This is a genomic window from Microbispora sitophila, assembly GCF_014892245.1.
GTDB classification, from domain to species: Bacteria; Actinomycetota; Actinomycetes; order Streptosporangiales; family Streptosporangiaceae; genus Microbispora; species Microbispora siamensis.
In genome coordinates this window covers 17,601-40,746 of record NZ_JADBGC010000023.1, presented here as the reverse complement: position 1 = coordinate 40,746, position 23,146 = coordinate 17,601, and the positions used below count along the sequence as shown (strand labels likewise).

Here is a 23,146-nt window from a genome sequence, read left to right as displayed (position 1 = left end):
TGTCCCGTCCCGCGGAGGACCGGCGGCTCATGCCGGCCGGACGTCCTCCGCCGGACCCTCGAATTCGCAACCACCCCTACGTTCTTCGAGGAGAGGACATGTCCGCACCCGCAACCACACCCGCAACCACACCCGGCACCGCGCCCGCCGCTCGACCGCTCTCGTCCGCGCTCGCCGCCGGCGTGGGCCTGCTGCTCGCCATGGACGTCGCCGGCGCGATCATCTCCCTGTCCGCCGGCCTCAGCCCGACGCTGCTCGACGCCCTCGGGCCGCAGGCGCGGCTGTCGGCGCCGATTCCGATGATGATCGCGCAGGTCCTGCTGGTCATCGGCGCGACCCGGCGTCATCGCGGCGTGGCCGTCCCCGCCTCGGTCCTCCTGGTCATCGCCGGAGTGCTCGCCTTCATGTCCGGCTTCTACGACGGCGGCTACGCCGCCGACCTCACGGCGGGTCAGCGGGTCTTCCAGATCGCCCTCGTCACGGCCCACCTCGGAGTCGGCGTCCTGGCCGGCTTCCGCCTGGTACGGCTGCTGCGCCGCTGACAGGGTCAGACGCGCCGGAGGAGCAGGGTGACGAAACCGAGAGCACCCCGGTAGCCGTTGAGCCACATGTCGCGGTGCTCCCTCATCACGGCGAGGGCCTGCTCGCCGTCGGGGCCTGGATGGTCCGCGGCCCAGCGCGCCAGCGTGCCGGTCCACGACCACTCGTACTCGTCCCACTCCGCCAGGTCGCTCCCATGGGCGTAGACGGTCAGCCACCCCTTGGACTCGGCGGCGTCCACCGTGCCCGCGAGATCGGGATATTCGCCGATGGCTTCGGCGACCTCGGGAGCGGGAGGGCGCTCCCAGTACCCCTCCCCCACGAGTGCGAGGCCGCCGGGCCGTACGAACCGGGCGAGAGCCTCCATCGTCTCCGTCAGCCCGCCGAAGGCGTGCGTCGAGCCCACGCACAGCGCCAGGTCGTACGGCTGGGCGGCCGTGAAGGCGTCGGCCGGCATCGTGTGCAGCGTCAGCCGGTCGGCCACCCCTCGCCTGACGGCCGCCTCTTGCGCGGCCGCCACGGCGTGCGGCGAGATGTCCAGGCCGTCGGCGCGGGCGGACGGGACGAGTTCGAGCGCCCGGAGCGACCACTCGCCCGCGCCGCACCCAAGGTCGAGGATGCGGGCTCCCTCCGGCAGCGCCGCGCGGCGCAGCAGCCGATCGAGGTTGGCGGCCGAGACGGGCGCGGCGATGGGGTGATCACGATGGGCGATGGCGCTGAGCAGTTGTCGATCCACCTCGCCATCCTTCCAAGGCAGGCGAAGCGCCCGCATCTGCTTTTCGCGGGTGCCGGTCCCGCTGAGATGACCGGCCGGAGGCGGTCGAGGGCTCCGGCCACGGCGAAGTCGGTACGGAACCGACCAGGGCCGAACGGCGGGGCGACGGTGTCGACGCCGGGACGAACCGACGTCGCGTCGCCCGCAGCGCGCGACAAGGATCTTCCTAACAATCTGATCTCTCCCTCCGGCCAGGGGTAATCCGGCCTGAGACGCCGTCCGTCCCCACTGCGTCAAGGTTCCAGACCACCACCCCCCCGGAGTTCTCGACGATGGCGTACCAGCAAGGTCCTCCCGGTCAGCCCCCGTACGGCCCGCCCCCCGGGTACGGGTACCCGCCCCAGCCGGGCTACCCGCCGCAGCCGCCACCGAAGAAGTCCAAGGTGGGTCTGATCCTGGCCATCATCGGCGGGCTTCTCCTGCTGCTCCTCGGTGGGTGCTTCGCGGTCGTGGTGGTCGTGGCGAACAAGGGGGCGGAGGAGGTCAACAAGGCCATCTCCCAGCTCACTCCGTTTCCGAGCTTCCCGGTGGACGCGGACGGGCCCAAGCACGACGTCGTGTTCGAGGCCGAGGGGAAGGGCGGGGCCGACTCGGCGAGCAACATCACCTACACCTCGGGCTTCACCCTCAAGCAGGAGGCCGGCGTTTCCTTGCCCTTCACCAAGTCACAGCAGTTGGCGGAGGGAACCCCGATTGTCAGCCTATGGGTGCAGAACGCCGCGGCCGAGGGCACGGTGACGTGCCGGATCAAGGTGGACGGGAAGACGGTGCGGGAGGCGAAGTCGACCGGCCCGTACGGAGTGTGCCGCGTTCAGGTGGATTCCCTCGGCCAGTGAGCCGACCGGCCCGCCGCAGGGGTCGGCGCCGCCCCCGAGCGGCACGCGCGAGGAGGGCCGTCCCGCTCCCACGGGACGGCCCGAGCCGGATGGGAAGGGCGAGGCGGCGGGACGCGGCGACCGGCGGGTCAGCCGGTCCAGGAGCTGTTCAGGAAGGACATCGTCATCGGCACCATGAGCGGCCCGATCACCGTGGCGTAGAGGATGATCGCCCACCGGTGGCGGGCGCCCGCCCGGCCGATCAGCACCCACAGCGGCCACCACAGCAGCGCCGACCGGGGGATCGACATGTAGAACGTGGAGGTGATCAGCGCGCCCAGCTGCAGCCCGACGTAGACGAACTCGGCCCAGCGGCGGGTGACGAGCAGCCAGACGAGCAGCAGCACCCCCACGATCGCCGCCGCGATCTCGAGACGGAACATCGGCGCGAACCCGCCGTCGCCGCCGGTCGAGTCCCACGTGGTGCGGAACGCCTCCCAGGGCCAGACCAGTTGCCGCCCCCATCCGGTCTGCTGCGCGTTGTTCCAGGCCAGCCAGTCACCCGTACGGGAGTGCTGGTAGGTGGCGTACGTGAGGATCGGCGCGAACGGCAGCGCCAGCCAGGCCCCCCGCCACCAGCCCGCCCAGCCGTCCCTCCGGATGCGGCTCACGACGAACTCGACGATCAGCGCGACGGCGAGGAACAGGCCGGTGATCCGTACGCAGGACGCCCCGGCGGCCAGGGCGCAGGCCAGCGGCCAGGCGCGGCGGCGGGCCGCCAGCCAGGCGGGCAGCGCGAAGGCGAGGAAGAGCGCCTCGGAGTAGCCGGCGAACAGGAAGACGGCGGGGGGACACAGCAGCAGCGCCAGGACGGCCCAGCGTCCCGCGCCGGCGGGCCCCTCACGATCGGCGAGCCGGGCCAGCGCCACCACGGCCACCGCACCGGCCACGAACGAGATGATCAGCCCGGCCAGCGTCCAGTCGTCGACCACCAGATGGACCAGCCGCAGCGCCAGCGGCAGGCCGGGGAAGAACGCCGGCAACCCGGGATCGGGCTCCAGCTTCGGGTCGCCGTCGTAGCCGAACTCCGCGATCTTCCGGAACAGGTCGACGTCCCAGAACTTCCACCGCTCCAGCAACGGGGCGTGGTTCTGACCGGAGACGATCAGGATCCCGTAGACCGCCACGAGGAGCATGCCGGCCCTGGTGCCCACCCACAGCAGCAGCGCGTCCCGGACGGTGGCGCTGCGCCGCAGCGGTTCGGCGGCGACCCCGCCTTCGGGGGGACTCGCGTGCCCGGGAGCCTCCGTGCCGGGCCCCGTTCGTTCCCCGTGCTCGGGGTCGTGCTCAGCTTCCTGGACGAAAGCCGTCACGTGCCGTCTCCTCTCGCACCTGCCGGCCCTCGCCGCGGGTGTCGTTCCGCCTCGAAGCGGGGCCATCCCCCGGACCGCCGCCTGCTCCCCTGCCGTCTGTTCCCCCGGGACGTACGAAGCGAGCGGCGGCGGTGCTCATGATCGGCAATGATGTCAAGCGCCCGATGTCCCGCGCCAGGGCGATTCCGGCGCCGCCTGCATGAGCCGCCCGCGAACTCGGGTTTTCGCCTGATAGGCCGGCGTCGCGGATGAAAGCGGATGAAAATTGCAGCGCCCGGGGAAACGGGAGATGTGAGGAGTCATGCCGTGTGGGCAACCGCCGGCGGGTATCCCTTGATCCCTGCGCGGGAAAGTCGGGACAATTTCCCCGTTATTCACCTCAAATCGCATCCATCCCTTTCACCGCCGCCCTACGGCGGCGCGTGGCATGCCGCCGTGCCATACCACCGCGACCCACGAGTGAGCGGAGGACGGCGGCGACCTCAGGGTCGGCCAACCCGACGACCCTGCCCGACAGAAAGGATCGTGATGAGTCACTCAGCGCAGCGCCTGGGCGTGGTCGCCGAATCGGCGCCGGGCGAGACACGCGTGGCGGCCACCCCGGCCACCGTCCCGCAGTTGGTCTCGCTCGGCTACGAGGTGATCGTCGAATCGGGCGCCGGCAGACGGTCGGGCTTCACGGACGACGCGTACGCCAGGGCCGGGGCGCGGATCGCCGGCCGCGAGGAGACGTGGGACGCCGACGTCGTGCTGAAGGTGAACGCGCCGGCGGCGGACGAGATCGCGGCATTGGATGACGGCGCGACGCTCGTCTCCCTGATCGGCCCGGCGGCGAACGCCGACCTGGTGGACGCGCTCGCGCGACGGCCGATCACCGTGCTCGCGATGGACGCCGTGCCGCGCGTCTCCCGGGCGCAGGCGCTCGACGTGCTGAGCTCGATGGCGAACATCGCCGGTTATCGCGCCGTCATCGAGGCGGCGCACGCGTTCGGGCGGCTCTTCACCGGCCAGGTGACCGCGGCGGGGAAGGTCCCCCCGGCCAAGGTCCTGGTGGCGGGCGCGGGCGTGGCCGGGCTGGCGGCCATCGCCACGGCGACCAGCCTCGGCGCGGTCGTACGGGCGACCGACCCCCGTCCCGAGGTCGCCGAGCAGGTGCGCTCGCTGGGCGCGGAGTTCCTCGACGTCGGGGTCGCCCAGGAGGCGAGCACGGACGGGTATGCCCGGGAGACCTCCCGGGACTACGACCGGCGCGCCGCCGAGTTGTACGCCGAGCAGGCCGCCGACGTGGACATCGTCGTCACCACCGCCCTGATCCCCGGGCGTCCCGCCCCCCGGCTGCTCACGGCCGAGCACGTGGCGCGCATGCGCCCGGGCAGCGTCATCGTCGACATGGCCGCCGCGCAGGGCGGGAACGTCGAAGGCACCCGTCCCGGGGAGGCGGTCGTCACCGGCAACGGCGTGACCATCATCGGCTACACCGACCTCGCGGGGCGGCTGCCGGCGCAGGCCTCGCAGCTCTACGGCACCAACGTCGTCAACCTGATGAAGCTGCTCACGCCGGGCAAGGACGGCCGGCTCGTGCTGGACTTCGACGACGTCGTGCAACGCGCGATGACCGTCGTCCGCGACGGCGAGAAGACCTGGCCGCCGCCGCCCGTGCCGGTGAGCGCGGTCCCCGCCGCCCCCGCCGCCCCCTCGGCTCCGGAGCGGGGAACAGCGGCGGCCCCCGCCGGGAGACCGCCGTCTCCGCCCGGACGGCGGCGCCACCTGGTCACCGCCGCCGTCGCCGCCGCGCTGTTCCTCCTGACCGCCTTCTCCCCGAACGCACTGATCGAGCACGTCACCGTCTTCGTCCTGTCGATCGTGATCGGCTACTACGTCATCGGCAACGTCCACCACGCGCTGCACACACCGCTGATGTCGATCACCAACGCCATCTCCGGGATCATCGTCGTCGGCGCGCTGCTCCAGATCGGCCAGGGCGACACGGTCGTCGCCGTCCTGTCGTTCGTCGCCATCCTGCTGGCGAGCGTCAACATCGTCGGCGGCTTCGCCGTGACCCGGCGCATGCTCGGCATGTTCACGAGGAGCTGACCGTGACCCTCGCCACGGCCGCGCAGGCCGCCTACATCGTCGCCGCCCTTCTGTTCATCCTCAGCCTCGCCGGCCTGTCCAAGCACGAGACCGCACGCTCCGGCGTCGTACTGGGCGTCTCCGGCATGGTCATCGCGCTCGCCGCGACGGTCGTCCTCGCCGCGGACGGCGGTGAGGCCCTCGCGGTGGTCCTGCTCCTGGCCGCGATGGCGATCGGCGCCGCCGTCGGGCTCTGGCGGGCCCGGATCGTCGAGATGACCGCCATGCCGGAACTCATCGCCGTACTGCACAGCTTCGTCGGTCTCGCCGCCGTCCTGGTCGGGTGGAACGGCTTCCTGGAGGTCGAGAACGGCGGCGGGGCGCAGGCGGAGGTTCCCGGCTCGCTGCTGGGCATCCACCACGCCGAGGTGTCCATCGGCGTGTTCATCGGGGCGCTCACCTTCACCGGGTCGGTCGTCGCGTTCCTCAAGCTGTCGGCCAGGATCGACTCCCGCCCGATGATGCTGCCGGGCAAGAACTCCCTGAACCTGGGCGCGCTCGCGGCGTTCGCGGTCCTGACCGTGCTCTTCGTGATCTCCCCGAGCCTCGGACTGCTCGTCGCGCTGACCGCCGTGGCGCTGCTGCTCGGCTGGCACCTGGTCGCCTCCATCGGCGGCGGGGACATGCCCGTCGTCGTCTCGATGCTGAACAGCTACTCGGGGTGGGCGGCCGCGGCGTCCGGGTTCCTGCTCGACAACAACCTGCTGATCGTCACCGGCGCCCTCGTCGGCTCGTCCGGCGCCTACCTGTCGTACGTGATGTGCCAGGCGATGAACCGCTCGTTCATCTCCGTGATCGCCGGGGGTTTCGGCATCGAGGCGGGGACCGCCGGCGACCACGACTACGGCGAGCACAAGGAGATCACCGCCGCCGAGACCGCCGACCTGCTCAAGGAGGCCAAGTCCGTCGTCATCACCCCCGGGTACGGCATGGCGGTCGCGCAGGCGCAGTATCCGGTCGCCGACCTCACCCGCAAACTGCGGGATCGCGGCGTCGAGGTGCGCTTCGGCATCCATCCGGTCGCCGGCCGCCTGCCCGGTCACATGAACGTCCTGCTCGCCGAGGCCAAGGTGCCGTACGACATCGTGCTCGAAATGGACGAGATCAACGACGATTTCGCCACCACGTCGGTCGTCCTCGTCATCGGCGCCAACGACACCGTCAATCCGGGGGCCGTCGAGGACCCGGACAGTCCCATCGCCGGGATGCCCGTCCTGCGCGTGTGGGAGGCGGAGAACGTCGTCGTCTTCAAACGGTCGATGGCCACGGGATACGCCGGAGTGCAGAACCCGCTGTTCTTCCGGCACAACAGCAGGATGCTCTTCGGCGACGCCAGGCAACGCGTCGAGGAAATCGTCTCCGCACTCTGACGGCCACAAGCCTGTCGACGACCGCCGTTCCGGGCCGGGAGGACGACGCCTCCCGGCCGCGGTCACCCGTACTCGAGCTTCGTCAGTCCGAAGCCGAGTTGGCTGTAGAGCTCCAACTGGTCGAAGTATTCGCGGTGCGTGACGATCTTGCTGTCCTCGACGAAGGTCGAGCAGGTGGCGCGGAGCGTGATGTGGCGGCCCGTTCCCTCTGCCTCACTCCCGTCGGGCAGGAGGAAAGGCCCGGTGTGGGTGCCGGTATAGGTCCACTCCGTCACGGCGGGATTGTCGCAGTCGCCGAGCTCGAACCAGGCCGTCACGTGGAAGTCCGGAAACCCCGTGAAGAACTGCTCGTACAGCCAGGCGATCTGCTCGTGTCCTTCCGCCACGCCTGGCGGCGCGACGTACACGGCGCCGGGGCTGTAGCAGAAGAGGATTCCCGGTACGTCGTGCGCGTTGATCGCGTCGGCCAGCCGGTGCTTGAGGTCCCAGAAAGTGGCCATGGGGTGCCCTCGGTTTGTCGAATATCGGCTTTTCCAATGTACGCAGAGAGCGGTCTCTCCCTGGTTCCCGGAATGCCTCGCCTTGGCAAAACCGCGTACTTCGCCGAGCGGCCGTGACAGTCGCAGGCCACGACCCAGAAAGCACAATAGCTGTTGCACAACAACTCTTGTACGTCTAGGGTGAGCGGGTGAACGATCGTCCGACGCGTGAAGTGCGCGACTCCAAGGTGCTCGCCGCGATGTCGCATCCGCTGCGCCGGCGGCTGCTCGACATCCTGCGGGTGGACGGGCCCTCGACGGTGTCGGTGCTCGCCGACAGGACCGGGCAGGCCGTCGGCAACATCAGCCACCACCTGAAGGTCCTCGCCGCGAGCGAACTCGTCGAGGAGGTGCCCGAGCTCGCGCGTGACCGCCGGGAACGCTGGTGGCGCAGGTCGCCGGAGGTCCTCAGCTGGTCGGCGTCGGACTTCCCCGACGATCCCGTGGCCGCGGCGGCGGAATCGCTCGTCCTTGACCGGCAGACCGCCCTCGTACGGCAGTGGTTCGCCGAGCGCGACGGCTACCCGGAGGCGTGGCGGCGAGCGGCGTTCACCACCGACCACTGGGCGAGGCTGTCGGTCGCCGAGCTCGCCGAGCTGGAAGAGAAGATCTTCGCCCTGTTCGCCTCGCTGGCCGATCGGGAGGTCCCCGACGACGGGCAGGAGCGCACGCTGGTCTTCCTGACCGTCCGCGCCGTACCGGGCCGGCCGTGACCACGACGCCGGTGGTGCGGGGCGGTCTGCTGGGGACGCGCGACTTCCGGCTCCTGTGGATCGGCGAGACGACGAGCGTGCTCGGCGGTTCCGTCGGCGGCGTGGCGCTTCCGCTGGTCGCCGTGGTCACACTGCACGCGAGCCCACTCACCGTCGGGCTGCTGACCGCGGCCGCCTGGCTGCCGTGGCCGCTGGTCGGACTGCCCGCCGGTGCGTGGGTGGACCGGATGCCGAAACGGCCGGTGATGCTGGTGTGCAACATCGTGTCCATGGTGGTGTTCGCGAGCGTGCCGATCGCGGCATGGTCCGGCGCGCTGACGGCGGCGCACCTGCTCGTGGTGGCCACGGCGGGCGGGGCGGCGAAGGTGTTCTTCACCCTCGCCTACCGCGCCTACCTGCCCATCCTGGTCGAGCGCGAGCGGCTGCTGGAAGCCAACGCCAAGCTCCAGGGCAGCGAATCGGCCGCGCAGATCGCCGGTCCCGGGCTGGCGGGGCTGCTCGCGCAGTGGTTCGGCGCGGTCAGCGGCGTGCTGGCCGACGCGGTCAGCTTCGCGATCGCCGTGCTGTGCCTGCGCTCCGTGGGCACGCGCGAGACCCGCCGGGAGAGTCCGGCGCGACCGCGGCTGCGCGCGGAGATCCTCGACGGGCTGCGGTTCGTCGTCCGCGACCCATACCTGCGCACACTCACCGCCTTCGGCGCGATGTCCAACATCGCCCTGATGGGCTACTCCTCGATCCAGGTCGTGTTCCTCACCCGGGATCTCGACGCCGGGCCAGGACAGGTGGGTGTCGTGCTGGCCGTGGCGAGCTCGGGCGGCCTGTTCGGCGCCGCGCTGTCCGGCCGGATGGCCGCACGATTCGGAACGGCACGGGGATTCCTGCTGTGCGAGGCGCTCGCCGCACCGATGGCTCTGCTCGGGCCGATCGGCAGCGGCGGCACGGGACTGGTGCTCTTCACCGCCGCAGGCTTCGGCACCGGCCTGGGCGTCGTGGCCTCGAACATCCTGACGAGCACCTTCCGCCAGCACTACTGCCCGGCCGAACTGTTCGGGCGGATCACCGCGAGCGCCTCGGCCCTGAACTACGGCGCGATCCCCCTCGGCGGGCTGCTCGGCGGCCTGCTGGGCGACGCGATCGGCGTACGCGAGACCCTGGGGCTGATGGCTTTCATCCAGCTCTGCTCGGTCGCCATCCTGCTGCTCAGCCCATTCCGCCCCCTACGCGACTTCCCCACCCCCCCACGTCTTGCCGACCATGCTGCACCGGTCCTTCATCGGTACAACCGCATGGTGCAGACCGATCGTGATATCTCGTCGAGATGATCAGAAGTGGGACGGCGCTGGGCGCCCTGGGCTCGTTGCTGGACAGGTCGCTCGTACAGATCGCGGAGGCGTCAGCAGACGCACGGACGTACGACCGGCAAGCGATCTACGAGGTCGCGGACGTGTGGGACAACAACACCTTCCCCCTGTTCCATGCTGCGACCGCCCCCACCTCCGCTGGGCGGGAACGGCGTGCCCGCGCTGCCCTCGCGTGGATGGCCGATTTCGGATCGGAGCGGCGAAGCTGGGTGATCAAGCAGGCCGCGGCGGCAGGGCACCCGCTGGAGCGCTTCCTACCGCCACAGGTAGCGAAGCCTCCGCACATAAGGGACTATCTGGGGCGCGTGAGACCGGCGTTCAGGCCGCTGACGGCCGAGGCCGCGCTCGAACTCGCAAGCGACTATGACTTCGCCGCCGCCCAGGTCCACACCCTGCTGGTCGAACGTGCCGGCACCCGGTTGACCGGGTGCCTCGTCCTGCTCGCCCCGCGCCGCTACGAAACCGGCCTGCAGGCGGGAAAACCGCCCAGGTTGAACCTGTGGCTGGAGGACGTCACCGACGTACGCTTCGACTCCGACGAGCGCATGGGAGTCGCCCTGCATGTCGGGGCGGAGGGGATAGTGATCGGCGTCGGCGCAAGCGGACAGCTACGCGCGACCAGCGGCACCGCGTACCCCGATGACCGGTCCTGGCATCTTTCCACCGCCGGCCGGGCCGCCGACCAGCGGACGCCACCACGTGAGGAACAAACCCGTCGCACACCTGAGCGACGGCGACCACGACCAGAGGGCGCGGTCCTGGTCGCCGCCAGGATTGTGCACAGCGCGATGCTGCAGATCCGCGCGGTCCGCCACGCCCGCTTCGCCGATCGGATCCCCGTCCGGTTGTTCGCCAGGGCGCTCGCCGGCGCGGGTACCGGCATCCTGGCCGCAGGCGCCCTCCGAGGCAGCCGCCGCGAGAGAGCCTTCCATAACCTGGTCGAGACGTGGATCAAGAAGGGTGGCTCCGCCCTGGCGCCCTGGTTTACCGGTGAACTACGTCGCGTCGTCCGCGAGGAGCGACTCCCGGACACCACTGAAGAATGGATCGAAGGAATCACCGCATCTGGGGCGGCAGGGGCGGCGCTCCCGCACCTCCCGGCAGGACCGGATCTCGACCTACCGCCGGAGGCTGGGCTCCGGCTCGCCAGGTACACAGCCGCACACACCCGTTATGAGACACCGGAAGATTCCTCCGCCGTCGTGGTTCTCGCCCACCCACCCAGCGGACAGGACTCCCCGAATCGGCGTTGGGAACTGCGCGTTTTCGAAGTCGACGATGTGAGCCGGTTCCGGCTCCGGGCCGATGCCTTCGATGGCCCACACGGAATACGGGCAGACAGGGAGACAGCCAGCGTGGAGTCCCTGATCCTCGGCCGCGACTCCCTCCATGTTCGCGGGAGGAAAGCCCAGCGTTGATGCAGGGTGCCGGGAGATAGTCAGTCGATATTGCCAGGCAGGCGAGAAGCGGAAGGGCCTTCCAGGACGGGCAGGAGCTCGGGGCGCGGGTGGCGGATGGGAGTCAGGGTCGCGCACAGGGCGGTCACCAGGCAGGTGATCCCTGCCGCCAGGCAGACGACCGCGACGCCGTAACGAGCGGCCCCCCAGGTCAGCAAGGCCGCGCCGATCGGGCCGAGGGCCGCGTGGATGGTCCAGAACGCCGAGGTGACACGTCCCAGCAGGCGATCCGGGGTCACCTCCTGCCGCAATGACATAGAGCAGATCCCGGCGATGCCCCTGCAGAAGAGGAAGACGGTCGCCGGCACCGCCATCGTGGGAACGTTCGCGGACAGGCCGATGAACGAGATGGCCACACCGCACAGCGCGTACGAGCCGATCCAGCAGGCGCCGAATCCGAGGAATCCGCGTGCGAGACCCGCGAGGACGGCGGCGGCCATCGACCCGACCGCGGCGGACGCCAGCACGTATCCGGCCGCACTGTCGGGCTGCCCGAGATCGTGCTTCAGATGGAAGATGATCAGGTCGTTCAGGCCGAGGGTGAGGAATGTCAGGAACGACAGAAGGAGCGTCAGCGATCGCAGCGCCGGATGTCTCCAGAGGAAGCGCGCTCCCACCAGGACGTCCTTCCAGCCCGCTCGCGGTACGGGCGGCGGCGCCTCCCCGGCGGCGAGGGCGCTCCGCGACCGCGGGCGGACGAAACACAGGCCGGCGGCGGACACGGCGAAGCTTCCCGCGTCCGCCGCGATCGCGGCGGACGGGCCGTACATCGCCGAGACGAGACCGGCGAGCACGGGTCCGGTGATGTTCGCGATGGAGTACGTCCCGTAGAGACGGCTGTTGGCCTTCATGATCTGGCCCTCGTCGACGAGGCCGGGCACGACGGTGACGTACGTGACCTGGAAAACCATGCCAAGGGCGGCGCCGATCGGTACGACGACGTAGAGGAGCCAGACCCGCGGAGACAAGAGCCAGACGAGCGGGACGAGCGCGTAGACGAGCGCCCGGACAACGTCGCAGGCGATCAGCAGGGCCCGTCGGTTCACCCGGTCGGCCAGCACCCCGGCGAAGATTCCCGCGAAGATCGACGCGGCCCCCGCCAGGCCGGTCAGCAGGCCCATCTGGACGACGGAGCCCGTCGCGTGGAGAACCAGCAGCGGCATCGCCAGAATGGAGAAGGAGTCCCCCGCGACGGACAGGGTCTGCACGCCGAGGAAAACGGTGAAGTTCCGGTTCCTCCACAGTGGTCGGGGCTGCTCCCCCGCCGCGTCCCTGGCCAACGGTTCTCCCTCAGCAGATCTTCCTCTCGGTTCCGGCGAATCCACACGCCGGTCCGCCCGCGGACCTCACGACGTCTGTGCGCTACCAGGCGAGTCCCGCGACCGGGGCGGTCCCCGATTACCGGCTTTCTGCCGTCATGCCTGATCGACCGAGCGATCTCGGCAGCCTGAGCAGATCCTTCCCCTCGGACCTGGTGCGACTCATGCTCGCCATCGAGGCCGCAGCCAGGGGGTCGGTGAGCGTGAACGTCCTTCTTCGTTCAAGAATCCCTACCGCAACGCCAACCCCTGAATTGGCGTCCCCGATGCGGGCAGCACGTCAGCATCACGCCTCGCACGGGGCAAGACCAACGATCGTTTCGGCTCAAGGCAGCAGGCATCTCGGCTGCCAGGACTACGGAGATCCGGAATGTCGTCGCTGAATTCCGCGCAAGACGGGCCCGGATTCGAGCAGATGTTGTCCGAAGCCTTCACGGCGGGGCTGGATCTGCCTGCGGAAACCGACGTGACCACGTTGGTCTTCGGGCAGCATCGACACTGGGATTCGCTGGGCCACATGTCGCTCGTCATCACTCTTGAGCAAACCTTCGGGGTATCGCTCGAGGAGAAGGACGTGCTGGAAATCGACAGTTACGCCTCCGCCGCCGCCGTGCTGAGGTCAAAGGATCGCGGCGGCTCATGAGACCGGCGCTTCTGGGGTGGTTGGACCGGCCACCGTCCGACACCGCCCTCGTGGACAGGCGGGCCGAACGGAGCTGGACCTACGCCGAGCTCGCGGCCGACGTCCTCCGGCGAGCCGCCGCCATCCCCAGCCGGCGCAAGGCCCTGGTGGCCTGCCTGTGTCGTCCGGACGCCCAGTCAGCCATCTCCTATCTCGGCGCGATGGCGGCCGGCCACGCCGTCATGATGGTCGACGGCGCCGCCGGCAGGGACGCGATCGCCCGCCTCCTGGATCTCTACCAGGTCGAGTTCCTGCTGGACGGCGACGGCTTCGAACGGCTCCACAGGTCGGACGGGCCCATAGACGACGAGCTGGCGGTCCTCCTCGGCACATCGGGAAGCACCGGCAGCCCGAAATACGTGAGACTCAGCCGGCGCAACGTCGACGCCAACGCCGCGCAGATCGTCCGGATCCTCGACATCGACGGCGGCGAACGGGCTGTGCAGGCCCTTCCGCTGCACTACTCCTACGGACTTTCGGTCCTCAACTCCCACCTGTTCGCCGGGGCGTCCGTGGTGTTCCCCGGTGCAAGCATCGTGCGGCCACAGTTCTGGGAGGCCATGAGGGACAACGCGTGCACCTCCCTGGCCGGTGTGCCCTACACCTACACGATCCTCACCCGGATCGGCTTCGAGGACACCACACTGCCGGACCTGCGGACCCTGACCCAGGCCGGAGGCCGTATGGAGCCCGAGACGGTGCTCCGCTTCGGACATCACATGCTCGAACGGGGCGGACGGCTCGTCGTGATGTACGGCCAGACCGAGGCGACCGCGCGGATCGCGTACGTACCGCCCGACCGCTTGCTGGACAAGCCGGATCGCGTGGGCGTGCCGGTGCCCCGTGGCCGCCTGGCGCTCGCCGCCGACGGGGAACTGCTCTACGAGGGACCCAACGTCATGCTGGGGTACGCGCGACGGCGAGGGGATCTCGCCTCCGGTGACGTCAACCGCGGGCGGCTCGGGACGGGCGACCTCGCCGGCGTCGATGACGAGGGGTTCTACTCGATCGTCGGCCGTAAGCGCCGCATGGCGAAACTGAGCGGTCGGCGGGTGAACCTCGACGAGCTGGAAATACTGTTGGTGGCACATGGGCGGGTGGCCGCCCTGGAACTGTCGGGGCAGCTGGTCTTGGCGCGGAGGGCTGGTGACGCGACGACGTCGAGGCGTGAGCTGTCGCGGCACGCGGGCGAGCTCATCCGCATACCTACCCGTTTCATCCGCGTCCTCGACGTCGACCGGCTCCCGCTGACCGGCAGCGGCAAGATCGACTATGGAACACTCGCGGACGAACTGGCGACCGGTCCTGACTGATACCGGTATCGCGTCGGTACCTCCACCGTGGAGGAGGACGACACCGTGGAACACGACGAGATCGAGCGGCTGATCCGGTCGAGCAGAAGGGTCATCGGCTGCGTGGCCCCCGACATCGAGCCGGGTGTCGGCGTGGCGAGTTGGATCAATGTCAGCCGGTTCGTCGACGCGTCGGGTGATGACAACCCGCTCTACCTCGACGTGCAGTACGGCGCGGGCTCGGTCCACCACACGATGCTCGCGCCCCCGACGTTCGTCCTGGCGGTCCGCGCGCCCGCCTCGGCCGGGGTGCTCGACCTGACGGAGCACCGGCTGATCGGCACGCTGAGCTCGTTGCACCTCGGCTGGGACGACACCGTCCGGCTGGGTGACGCCCTCGCCGGACGCGTCTGTGTCAGCGATGTCAGCCGGCGCCTCACCGAGGCCGGCGGGGCACGGGCCTGCGTCCTGTCCACCGTGGAGTACCAGCGCAACGGAGTAGGGTTCGCGCGCGGCTGGGCGGAGGTCGAGGTCGCCCCGCTCGACGAGGACCATTCGCTGTTCCCGCATCGCTCGATCCACCGGTATGAGCCCGCCGACGTCGAGCGTATGGTGCGGGAGCTGGACACAGAAGAGCCCTCCCGTGGCGCGGTCCCGCGTTTGTGGAGCGACGTCGCCGTGGGAGAGGCGACACCGGCCATGCTGAAGGGTCCGCTGACGCTGTCCGACCTCGAGCTGTGGGTCTTCGCCGAGGGCCGCCCCGTACGAGCCGGCAACCTGCACCACGAGCGGCTGGCCGGGCTCAAGGGGCGGCGGGCGCCGAGTCCGGTCACCGGGTGGCCGGCCTGGGACAGGGCCGAGACCTCGCTGGATTCGGCGGTCACGGACCCCTCCGGGCCCAGCGCGCCCGGAGGTCTGCTGTTCACACTCGCCGGCCAGCACGTGACGCACTGGATGGGCGACGACGCGTTCCTGCGGCAGTTGAGCGTGCGCATCATCCAGCCCTTCCGTTATGGCGATGCTCTGCGGCTGACCGGAACGGTCATCGACCGCTACACGGCGACCGATGAGGCGAGGACCCGTTACCACGCGATCACTCTCCGGGTGGCGGGAAGGAACCAGCTCGGCGAGTCCGTCGTGGAGGCTCACGCCGTCGTGTTCCTGCCGGACCGTGGAAAGCCGGTCAGGCTCCCCGTACGGGGAGGACTGGCCTGCGATGTACCGCTGGAGAACTGATGCAGACCTTCGACGAAGCCCTGGCAGAGTTCATCGAACGAAGCAGGCGACTTCTCCACAAGGAAAGCACGGAAGATCTCCCGCCGCCGCATCCCGCGCCGCCCCTGGATCCCAACGCCGTCCCCGTGCCCAGTGCACTGATCCTGACAGAGGACGTGATCCGGCGTTACGCCTACGCCATCGGCGAGGACAACCCGCTCTACACGGATCCGGCCTATGGGGAACAGTCCTGGCTGGGCAGCCAGATCGCCCCTCCCACCATCCTCATCCACGTCCGTTTTCCGGCCGACCATGGCGCGCAGCGACCGCAGGGATATCCCGTGGCGAACTTCCTGTCGGGGGTGGCGTGGGAGTTCTACGACGTGCTGCGTCCCGGAATGCGTTTCACCTCGTCGAAGATCCCCCGCGAGCTCGTCGTCACCCATGGGCGGCAAGGAAAGGTCATCTTCCATCACTCCGAGAACTTCTACTGGACCAACTGCGGTGCGCTGAAAGCGAAGGCCTACGGACGCCTCATCCATCTGCCGGTTGAGCAGATGGGCGGGACCCGCGTGATGCCGGTCGAGCGGTTGGGCGAGCGGATGCTCTACAACCGCGAGCCCCATCGCTATTCATCCGCCGAGATCGAGAAACTCACCGAGGCGCTCGAGAGTGAGCGGCGCCGTGGTGCGCGCGTCTTGTCCTGGGAGGAAGTCGATGAAGGCGACGAACTGCCGAACATCGTGCAGCCCCCGTACAGCATCCGGGACGCGCTGACCTATCAGTCGCTGGACCATGGGCTCCTCGCCGCCTTGGACGGCACGCGCCTGGTGCGTGCGTTCCGGCCCGCCTACCGGCGGTCTCGCCAGAACCCCGCCTTCGCCCGGACCCATCCTGTGACCGGATGGCCCTACACCCCGTATGACGAGCACGAGGACAGGTATCTCGCGCCCTATCGGTGCCAGCCGCTGCCCTTCGACTTCGGCATCCAGCGCGCGCAGGCGCCGATCCGGCTGCTCACCAACTGGGCGGGCGACAACGCGTTCGTGCACCGCATGTACACCACCATGCGCAGGCCGATCTTCTACGGGGACGCGGCGATCTATAAGGGCAAGGTGATCCGCAAGTACGTCGCGGAGAAGACGGATGCAGCGAGGCGAACCGTGCCATACACGGCGGTCGCCGTCGAGATCGTCGGCCTCAACCAGCGCGATGAGGTCCACTGCCTCGGGTACGCGACCGTGTTCCTGCCTTCGGAGGCAATGGGTCGGCCGGTCCTGCCGGTCCCCCACGCCACCCCTCCCGAGTACGTGCCGTTCGACGTACATCGTCGGGCTGAATGGTTCTGAGGATCCCCGCCGTCCGGGAACGGCCCCAGGCCATCCCGATCGATTCAGATCGTGCGGAGCCCTGCTCCGCGTCGGCCGACGATGCGGTGGCTCAGCCGGCGGTGACCAGCGGCACCTGGTCCCCGCGCACGCAGGTCATTGTGCGTTGCGCAGCTTGAGAATGTATGTGGCGGTAAGCGCAACGGCACGGTCTTCGTCGTTCGACAGATCTGCGAGGGCATGTGACGTCGTGATCCCCGGGATGTCCGCGAGCGCCTGTGTCAGCCGCCGACGTGCGGACGATTCGATGCCGCCGTGGGCGAGGCGGTCGACGAGCCTGGTAGCGATCTGGTCCGCCAACGCGGGATCACTCGCCAGCGTGCTCAGTGCATCGGCCGCATCGACGTCGTTCGCCCCCTCGACGATCATGTCGATGAGCGTCGGGACCGCGCCGGCCACTCCACGCGCCCCGAGCGCCAGGGCCGCACACCTGCGAACCATGACGTCGGAGTTCGTGAGGGCGTGCCGCAGCAGTGCGGTCGCCTCATCGTTCGGAATCTCGGCGATGGACTGGACGGCGCGTTTCCGCACCTCGGCCACGGGTGAGTCGAGACCCTCCGCCAGCAGCGGCACTCCGCTGCCGCCCGATCGCGCCAGAGCCCAGCGAAGGGCTCCGGCGACGTTCGGGTCCGTCTCGCTCAACGCCGCCTCGACCAGGGCTTCCACTGGCACCGGAGCCTCTTCGGCTGAGGACAAGGCCGCGCGCTGGCGCTTCCCAGCGCTCTCCGACCCCAAGGCCTGGAGGAGTGCCACGATCCGGAGGACGTCCTCCCAGTCGGCGGGTTCCGCGGCACCGATCCGACGCAGTCGCGTGAGCAGTTCCGTCTCGGCCGCGATCCGTTCTCGCGTCTGGCGGATGAGGTCGTCGACGAGCTCCGAGGGCGTGAAGCCGGGATCATCCAGCGCGCGCCCGACTTCACGCAGCGACAGCCCCAGTGACCGCAGGCTCTCGATATGGAAGACCCGCCGGATGTCCTCGCTGGAGTATTCCCGATAGCCGGCCTCGGTACGACCCGTTGGCCGCACCAGGCCGAGCGATTCGTAATGCCTGAGCATGCGGGCGCTGACCCCGGACCGTCGTGCCACATCACCGATCAACACCGCCTGTCACCCCTCCTGGCCGGCCGTGCCGAGGACAGCGACGCGCTTCGCCTCCTCGATCGCGAACTCGAATCCCGCATCCGGGTTGCGCAACAGCCGTTCCGTGGCGATCGCGTGCTGACGCACGCGAGGGTCGCGATTCGTCATCGCGGCGCGCAGGGTCGGCATGATCACCTCGCCGAGCGCGATCAGCGCCCGGCTGAGGCTCAACTGCGTCTCACGCTCGCCGCGTCCGAGCTGTATCGCCAACACCCCGGCCAATTCGGATTCTCCACCTTCGGGCACGAGTACGACCGCTGCTCGCCAGGCACTCCGCGCCACCTCGTCGTCGGTGTCGGTGAGCAGCGCCCGTGTGATCGCCGGCCACGCCTGCCGATCCCCGATCTTGGACAGCGTGTGCAACGCCTGGCTTCGCGCCTGCGCACGCTCCGAGCGGAGTTCGTCGACGAGCTTCGGAACCGTCATCGACGACGAGTGACGAGTGAGCGCCCACGTGAGCATGTCGCGCACGTAGAAATCGGGCTCGATCGCGCATCGTTCGACGAGCTTGTCGATGAACCGCGGGTCCGGGGTCGTGCCGACCGCCAGCACTGCCTGCAGCCGCACCGACGAGCTGCTGTTCTCCAGCCCTCGAAGAGCGCGCAAGGTGTTCGTGTCGTCTTGCGGCATGGTCATCGGAACCACCACCTCCTTGGCCACAGTGAAGGCCTTGTCACTGTGTCAAGGTCAAGCGGGGCCACGCCGTGAGATGTCCAGGCACCCTCGACGAGTCGGCGGTCGCGGCGGCGCGGGCGCCGCCGCTTGGCCGCCATGGAACAATTTCGCAGCACATCATCTGAGGGCCGCGATCTGCTCTTGAGCGACAGGATCGGGCTCGAGGATCCGTACACCTGTCCGCGTCGGTCTCACCCGCTGGTGTATACAAGGCGAACATGACAGCGGATACCTTTGCGGATTCGACAGCATTCCTCGTCTCCAAGGGCGCCGCCGAGATCCCTCATCCCGGCGGCACACTCCTGGAGCACCTGCACCGCGTCGCTGCCCAGCTCAAGGACTGGGACGCGCCCGAAGAGGTGCGACTCTCCGGTCTGTGTCACGCGGCCTACGGCACAGACGGCTTCGACCACCGACTCCTCGACCTCGCCGATCGGGCCGTGCTGGCCGGGGTGATCGGAGCCCCGGCCGAGGCGCTGGTGTATCTCTACGCCTCCTGCGACCGCGCGGCCACCTATCCCGCCCTGCGCTTCGTGGACCGCTTCACGGGCCGGCCTGTTGACCCCTCCGACGCCGAACTCCGGGCGTTCATCCTGATCACGGCCGCGAACGAGATCGACGTCGCCCGGCACAACGCGGACATCCGCGCGACGCACGGGCCCGCGCTTCACGCGTTCTTCGCCCGCAACCGGGACCTCCTGCCACCGGTCGCCTGGGAGTCCGTCAAGGAGACCTTCGCCGTCCGCATCGCGAGCCTCGATCACCTGGTCCTGACCGTGGCCGACATCCCCCGGACGATCGGCTTCTATCGGGACGCCCTCGGAATGGAGCCGGTGACCTTCAGCGGTGGCCGCCACGCGCTCACCTTCGGCTCCAGCAAGATCAACCTGCACCAGGCAGGGCACGAGATCCGGCCACACGCCCTCCGCCCCGTGCCGGGCAGCGCCGACCTCTGCCTGATCACCCACTCGCCCCTGGATCAGGTGGCCGCTCACCTGACCGCTGCCGGCGTGCCCATAGAAGAGGGTCCGGTCCCCAGGACCGGCGCGCTCGGCCCGATCACGAGCCTGTACATCCGTGACCCGGACCACAACCTCATCGAGATCTCCAACTACGACTGAGGAAGTATCCCTGGTTCACGCCTGGACAGCCCGCCGTACCGCGAAGTGCCGGCCCAGGCGGCGCGGGCCTGAGGCATGAGGACCTCATGCCGCACGCACCGGTTCCTTCGCGGTGCCGGCGAGGAGAAGCCCGAAGAGCGGCCGGTCCTCACGGCTGCTCAGGTCTTCCAGCTCGCCGACCTGGTGCCGGTGCGGCCGCACGCGTCGATCCCGCTCGCCGACCTCGGCCGGTTCACTTGACCAGGGCCGACCACGCTCGTCCACCCGGTCAACCGGCGCAGCGGTTGTCGGCGAGGGATCTGTTCGCATCGGGATTGCCCAGGGACACCGCCGTGTTCCAGTCGGCGCAGGCGGCGCCGGTGTCGCCCAGCCGGGATTCGGCCACGCCACGCTGGTAATAGGCGTCGGCGTATTGGGGAATCAGTCCGATCGCCGCGTTCAGATCGGATATCGCCCCGCGCGGGTTACCCAGCTCGATCCCGGCCACTCCCCGGGAGTAGTAGGCCTCTGCCAGCTGCGGGTCATAGGCGATGGCCGTGGAAAGGTCCGCGTACGCCCCCGAGTAATCGCGCAGAGCGATCTTGATCTTACCGCGCTCGTTGTAGGCGGCTGGGAAGGTCGGAAGCCGCGACACCTCATAGTCGAGCTCGCGGAGTGCCCCGGTGTAGTCGCCGTCGTAGTACTTGATCAGGCCGAGGTAGTGGCGCGCCAGGACGAAGTCCGGGTCGAGGCCGACGGTGCGCTCGAAATCCGATGTGGCGCCGGTGTAGTTCCCGTCGCGGAACCTGGCGATGCCCCGGCTGTTGTACGTCAACGCAACGCCGGGCTCCTTGGCGATGGCGTCGCTCATGATGGTTTCCGTACTCTGCCAGGCCGTGTTCCGGATGATGGTCAGCGTGGCGAAGAGGATCGCGAACACCGCCGTCGCCCCGATCGCGGCGACACGGAGCCTGCGATCACGGGACCGGAGCGCCGTGTCCGCGAAATGTCCGACGATGAGGAAGAGGCCGAGATACGGCAGGTACGCGTATCTGTTCGCGTGGTAGCCGTCGATGAGGAGAACGGCCTGGGTCGGCGCGATGGCCACCGCGAAGAACCCGAGTCCGAAGACGACGATTCTGCGGGCCGACCTGACCAGCAGCAAAGCGGCGGTCCCGGCTGCGAGCAGGAACGGGAAAAGGTAGAGATACCAGGGGAAGGGCGTGTGGGGGTACGCGTAGGCGAGGGACAGGCGGAACGGGTAGACCGACTGCACCAGATGGTCGACCAACGCCGAGCAGGTCAGGAGGACCCGGTCGACAACGGTGTACCCGTGTTGCGGGATCACATCCTGCCGTACGTTCAGCGCGACGAGCACCGTGATCGCGGCGATGACGAGAAACGGGATCTTCTCCAGGAACAGACGCCGGTTCGGCCTGCGGTCCTGCAAGTGGTCCACGAGGAACAACACCAGGGGAAGCGCGACGGCGGTCGATTTGGAAAGCGCGGCCAGCCCGAACAGGACCACGGACCAGGCCAGCGGCAGCCGGCGCGGTGACCTGATGTAACGCAGGTAGACCAGGAGCGCGGCCAGTGAGAAGAGCGTGGCCAGCAGGTTGCTGCGGGCGGAGATCCACGCGACCGTGTCGGCGTTCACGGGATGGATCGCGAACGCCACCGCGACGAAGCAGGCCAGGAAAGCGCGCTCGGTGAGCCGGCGGAACACCAGGAACACCAACACCACATTGGCCAGGTGCAGTATCAGGTTCGTGAAGTGGTACATGCCGATCGCGCCGTGACCGAACAGATAATCGATCGCGTACGACACGTACACCAGCGGCGTATACATGAACTGGAGCGGCGTGGTGAACCAGTGGCCGATGTTGGTCCCGCTGAACTCCCGGATGGAGACGTTGTCCACCACGCCCTCGGGATCGTCGAAATAGATGAAGCCGTTGCCGAGGCCGTTGGCGTGCACGGCGAAGGCTCCCGCGAGGATCAGGAACAGAATCTGCCACTGCAGGGAAGGGGTCTGCGTTCTGGTCGCAGGTTTGCGTGCGGCGACATAACGAGCACCGCGGCGAACGGCCGGGCGAGCGGGCGTCATCACACGCCTCCAGTGAGCGTCGTCGCTGTCGGGCGTCCCAATCCCACCGGCGCTCTTTCGCCGGCTTTCCGGTTGTCCGCGACGCGGCCGTACCCCAAGAAGGCGCACGTTCCCGGAGATCGTGGACCGTCTCGGACTGTACGCCGCACTGATCGACCCCGGTACCGACTGCGGCCCTCTTCGCCCGGCAGAGGGGCCTGATCAGGCGAGCTTGCCCAAGGCGGCGAGGTCGTCGTCTGAAACGATCAGACCGGCGGCCGCCTCCTGAGAGATCGTTGATGGCAGGTCGCAAACCCGCCAAGCATCAGTGACGGTCCCGGACCCGGGACGAAAAGATCATTCCTGGGCGCTGACAGCCGCCTGCCCGACCGTCGTGGGGGTACGGTCCGGCCGCCCCCGCAAGGCGAAGACGCCGACGGCGAACAGCGCCGCGAAGAAGACGCCGTCGGGCACCAGGAACCAGGCCCCGGGCAGCCCGAGGGCGCCGAGGAGGCACGAGACGATCAACGCGATCCCGATCCACCACGGCAGCGTCCGCGCCCTCAGCACAGCGATGCCGAGGCAGATCGAGCCGACGACCAGCGCCAGGAGCGCGACACCCTCGAAGACCGCGAAGCCCGGCGGTTCCTGTGCGGGGATGCCGCCGTGGCCGGCCAGATACGGCTTGACGAACGCCTCAGTGGTGCCCTCGCCGACGTTGAGCATCACCAGCGCGGCGAATATGCCGACGTAGCCGACGATGTGCAGCCTCGGCGCACGACCGGCGAAGGTCAGGATCACCGGCAGCCCCAGCGCGATGACGACGTCCCCGACCAGCGCGATCCCCTCGAACAGCGGCCAGTTCTGGTAGCGGAACACCTCGTCGCCGCTGCCCGGCGCGAGCAGGTTGGCGGCGAGGTAGCCCACCGCCGCGACGATCGTGCCGACGACGAGCGCGCATCCGGCGAGGCGTCTCACGTTCATGGTCATGGTCTCCTCCATGGTGTGCAGCGCCAGGCGCTGTGCGCCATGCCGTCCGTCGGCGGCGCGTCCTCAGCGTCGGCCCTGTGGACCCGCGGCGTCGTCGTACCGGGGTCGGCGCCGGTTGATACCCCGGTCGCGAACCACGCTGCCGGAAATGCGACCTGCGGATGACGCCACGCGAGCGCGCCC

Annotated in this window: 21 protein-coding genes; 13 read left to right on the top strand and 8 right to left on the bottom strand. The window is 69.2% G+C overall.

What is annotated here, in order from left to right:
- The first annotated feature begins 98 nt into the window (after nucleotides 1-98).
- Nucleotides 99-542, top strand: coding sequence for a hypothetical protein (locus tag IL992_RS33810; protein WP_193207385.1), 444 nt, complete (start codon nucleotides 99-101; stop codon nucleotides 540-542).
- A 5-nt stretch (nucleotides 543-547) separates the two neighbouring features.
- On the opposite strand, the gene IL992_RS33805 is transcribed toward IL992_RS33810, so the two are convergent.
- On the bottom strand, nucleotides 548-1,276 hold the full coding sequence (locus IL992_RS33805) for an SAM-dependent methyltransferase (RefSeq protein ID WP_193207384.1): 729 nt from the start codon (nucleotides 1,274-1,276) through the stop codon (nucleotides 548-550).
- 422 nt (nucleotides 1,277-1,698) lie between these two features.
- Between IL992_RS33805 and IL992_RS33800 the strand changes: the two genes are divergently transcribed.
- Nucleotides 1,699-2,151: a hypothetical protein gene (locus IL992_RS33800; RefSeq protein WP_193207383.1), complete on the top strand. Its 453-nt coding sequence runs from the start codon at nucleotides 1,699-1,701 to the stop codon at nucleotides 2,149-2,151.
- A gap of 128 nt (nucleotides 2,152-2,279) precedes the next feature.
- On the opposite strand, the gene IL992_RS33795 is transcribed toward IL992_RS33800, so the two are convergent.
- Entirely contained in the window at nucleotides 2,280-3,503 is a 1,224-nt protein-coding gene (locus IL992_RS33795) for a hypothetical protein (protein WP_319018996.1), read from the bottom strand.
- Between the two features lie 528 nt (nucleotides 3,504-4,031).
- Between IL992_RS33795 and IL992_RS33790 the strand changes: the two genes are divergently transcribed.
- On the top strand, nucleotides 4,032-5,597 hold the full coding sequence (locus IL992_RS33790) for a Re/Si-specific NAD(P)(+) transhydrogenase subunit alpha (protein WP_193207382.1): 1,566 nt from the start codon (nucleotides 4,032-4,034) through the stop codon (nucleotides 5,595-5,597).
- 2 nt (nucleotides 5,598-5,599) lie between these two features.
- Nucleotides 5,600-7,006 carry a Re/Si-specific NAD(P)(+) transhydrogenase subunit beta gene (gene pntB / locus IL992_RS33785; protein WP_193207381.1) on the top strand — a complete coding sequence of 469 codons (1,407 nt, stop codon included), beginning with the start codon at nucleotides 5,600-5,602 and terminating at the stop codon, nucleotides 7,004-7,006.
- Nucleotides 7,007-7,068: 62 nt separating this feature from the next.
- Here the strand turns inward: pntB and IL992_RS33780 are convergent, their stop codons facing one another.
- Nucleotides 7,069-7,506: an ester cyclase gene (locus tag IL992_RS33780; protein ID WP_193207380.1), complete on the bottom strand. Its 438-nt coding sequence runs from the start codon at nucleotides 7,504-7,506 to the stop codon at nucleotides 7,069-7,071.
- 188 nt (nucleotides 7,507-7,694) lie between these two features.
- Here IL992_RS33780 and IL992_RS33775 point away from each other — a divergent pair, with 188 nt between their 5' ends.
- From IL992_RS33775 to IL992_RS33765, 3 genes are read left to right on the top strand one after another with little or no spacing between them, the layout of a single operon-like run.
- Entirely contained in the window at nucleotides 7,695-8,258 is a 564-nt protein-coding gene (locus tag IL992_RS33775; protein WP_319018995.1) for a winged helix-turn-helix domain-containing protein, read from the top strand.
- On the top strand, nucleotides 8,255-9,580 hold the full coding sequence (locus IL992_RS33770; RefSeq protein ID WP_319018994.1) for an MFS transporter: 1,326 nt from the start codon (nucleotides 8,255-8,257) through the stop codon (nucleotides 9,578-9,580). Before IL992_RS33775 ends, IL992_RS33770 begins: the two co-directional genes overlap by 4 nt.
- Nucleotides 9,577-11,037: a hypothetical protein gene (locus IL992_RS33765; RefSeq protein ID WP_226874241.1), complete on the top strand. Its 1,461-nt coding sequence runs from the start codon at nucleotides 9,577-9,579 to the stop codon at nucleotides 11,035-11,037. Before IL992_RS33770 ends, IL992_RS33765 begins: the two co-directional genes overlap by 4 nt.
- 20 nt (nucleotides 11,038-11,057) lie before the next feature.
- On the opposite strand, the gene IL992_RS33760 is transcribed toward IL992_RS33765, so the two are convergent.
- Entirely contained in the window at nucleotides 11,058-12,356 is a 1,299-nt protein-coding gene (locus IL992_RS33760) for an MFS transporter (RefSeq protein WP_193207378.1), read from the bottom strand.
- Nucleotides 12,357-12,765: 409 nt separating this feature from the next.
- On the opposite strand from IL992_RS33760, the gene IL992_RS33755 reads away from it, so the two are divergent.
- From IL992_RS33755 to IL992_RS33740, 4 genes are read left to right on the top strand one after another with little or no spacing between them, the layout of a single operon-like run.
- A complete protein-coding gene (locus IL992_RS33755) occupies nucleotides 12,766-13,038 on the top strand; it encodes an acyl carrier protein (RefSeq protein WP_193207377.1) in 273 nt (90 codons plus the stop codon).
- Nucleotides 13,035-14,390, top strand: coding sequence for an AMP-binding protein (locus tag IL992_RS33750; RefSeq protein ID WP_193207376.1), 1,356 nt, complete (start codon nucleotides 13,035-13,037; stop codon nucleotides 14,388-14,390). Before IL992_RS33755 ends, IL992_RS33750 begins: the two co-directional genes overlap by 4 nt.
- A gap of 45 nt (nucleotides 14,391-14,435) precedes the next feature.
- Nucleotides 14,436-15,605: an FAS1-like dehydratase domain-containing protein gene (locus IL992_RS33745; protein WP_193207375.1), complete on the top strand. Its 1,170-nt coding sequence runs from the start codon at nucleotides 14,436-14,438 to the stop codon at nucleotides 15,603-15,605.
- Nucleotides 15,605-16,933, top strand: coding sequence for an FAS1-like dehydratase domain-containing protein (locus tag IL992_RS33740; protein WP_193207374.1), 1,329 nt, complete (start codon nucleotides 15,605-15,607; stop codon nucleotides 16,931-16,933). Before IL992_RS33745 ends, IL992_RS33740 begins: the two co-directional genes overlap by 1 nt.
- Before the next feature lie 135 nt (nucleotides 16,934-17,068).
- Here IL992_RS33740 and IL992_RS33735 read toward each other — a convergent pair whose 3' ends face one another.
- On the bottom strand, nucleotides 17,069-18,073 hold the full coding sequence (locus tag IL992_RS33735; protein ID WP_193207373.1) for a HEAT repeat domain-containing protein: 1,005 nt from the start codon (nucleotides 18,071-18,073) through the stop codon (nucleotides 17,069-17,071).
- Nucleotides 18,074-18,079: 6 nt separating this feature from the next.
- Complete coding sequence (locus tag IL992_RS33730) at nucleotides 18,080-18,772, bottom strand: HEAT repeat domain-containing protein (RefSeq protein WP_319018993.1); 693 nt, start codon at nucleotides 18,770-18,772, stop codon at nucleotides 18,080-18,082.
- A gap of 233 nt (nucleotides 18,773-19,005) precedes the next feature.
- On the opposite strand from IL992_RS33730, the gene IL992_RS33725 reads away from it, so the two are divergent.
- Both IL992_RS33725 and IL992_RS33720 read left to right on the top strand, forming a co-directional pair.
- A complete protein-coding gene (locus IL992_RS33725; protein WP_193207372.1) occupies nucleotides 19,006-19,908 on the top strand; it encodes a VOC family protein in 903 nt (300 codons plus the stop codon).
- Between the two features lie 75 nt (nucleotides 19,909-19,983).
- Nucleotides 19,984-20,148, top strand: coding sequence for a hypothetical protein (locus IL992_RS33720; RefSeq protein WP_193207371.1), 165 nt, complete (start codon nucleotides 19,984-19,986; stop codon nucleotides 20,146-20,148).
- Nucleotides 20,149-20,176: 28 nt separating this feature from the next.
- Here IL992_RS33720 and IL992_RS33715 read toward each other — a convergent pair whose 3' ends face one another.
- Both IL992_RS33715 and IL992_RS33710 read right to left on the bottom strand, forming a co-directional pair.
- Nucleotides 20,177-22,102, bottom strand: a complete 1,926-nt coding sequence (locus IL992_RS33715) for a tetratricopeptide repeat protein (RefSeq protein ID WP_193207370.1) — start codon at nucleotides 22,100-22,102, stop codon at nucleotides 20,177-20,179.
- Nucleotides 22,103-22,330: 228 nt separating this feature from the next.
- Nucleotides 22,331-22,957, bottom strand: coding sequence for a hypothetical protein (locus IL992_RS33710; RefSeq protein ID WP_193207369.1), 627 nt, complete (start codon nucleotides 22,955-22,957; stop codon nucleotides 22,331-22,333).
- Nucleotides 22,958-23,146 lie beyond the last annotated feature (189 nt).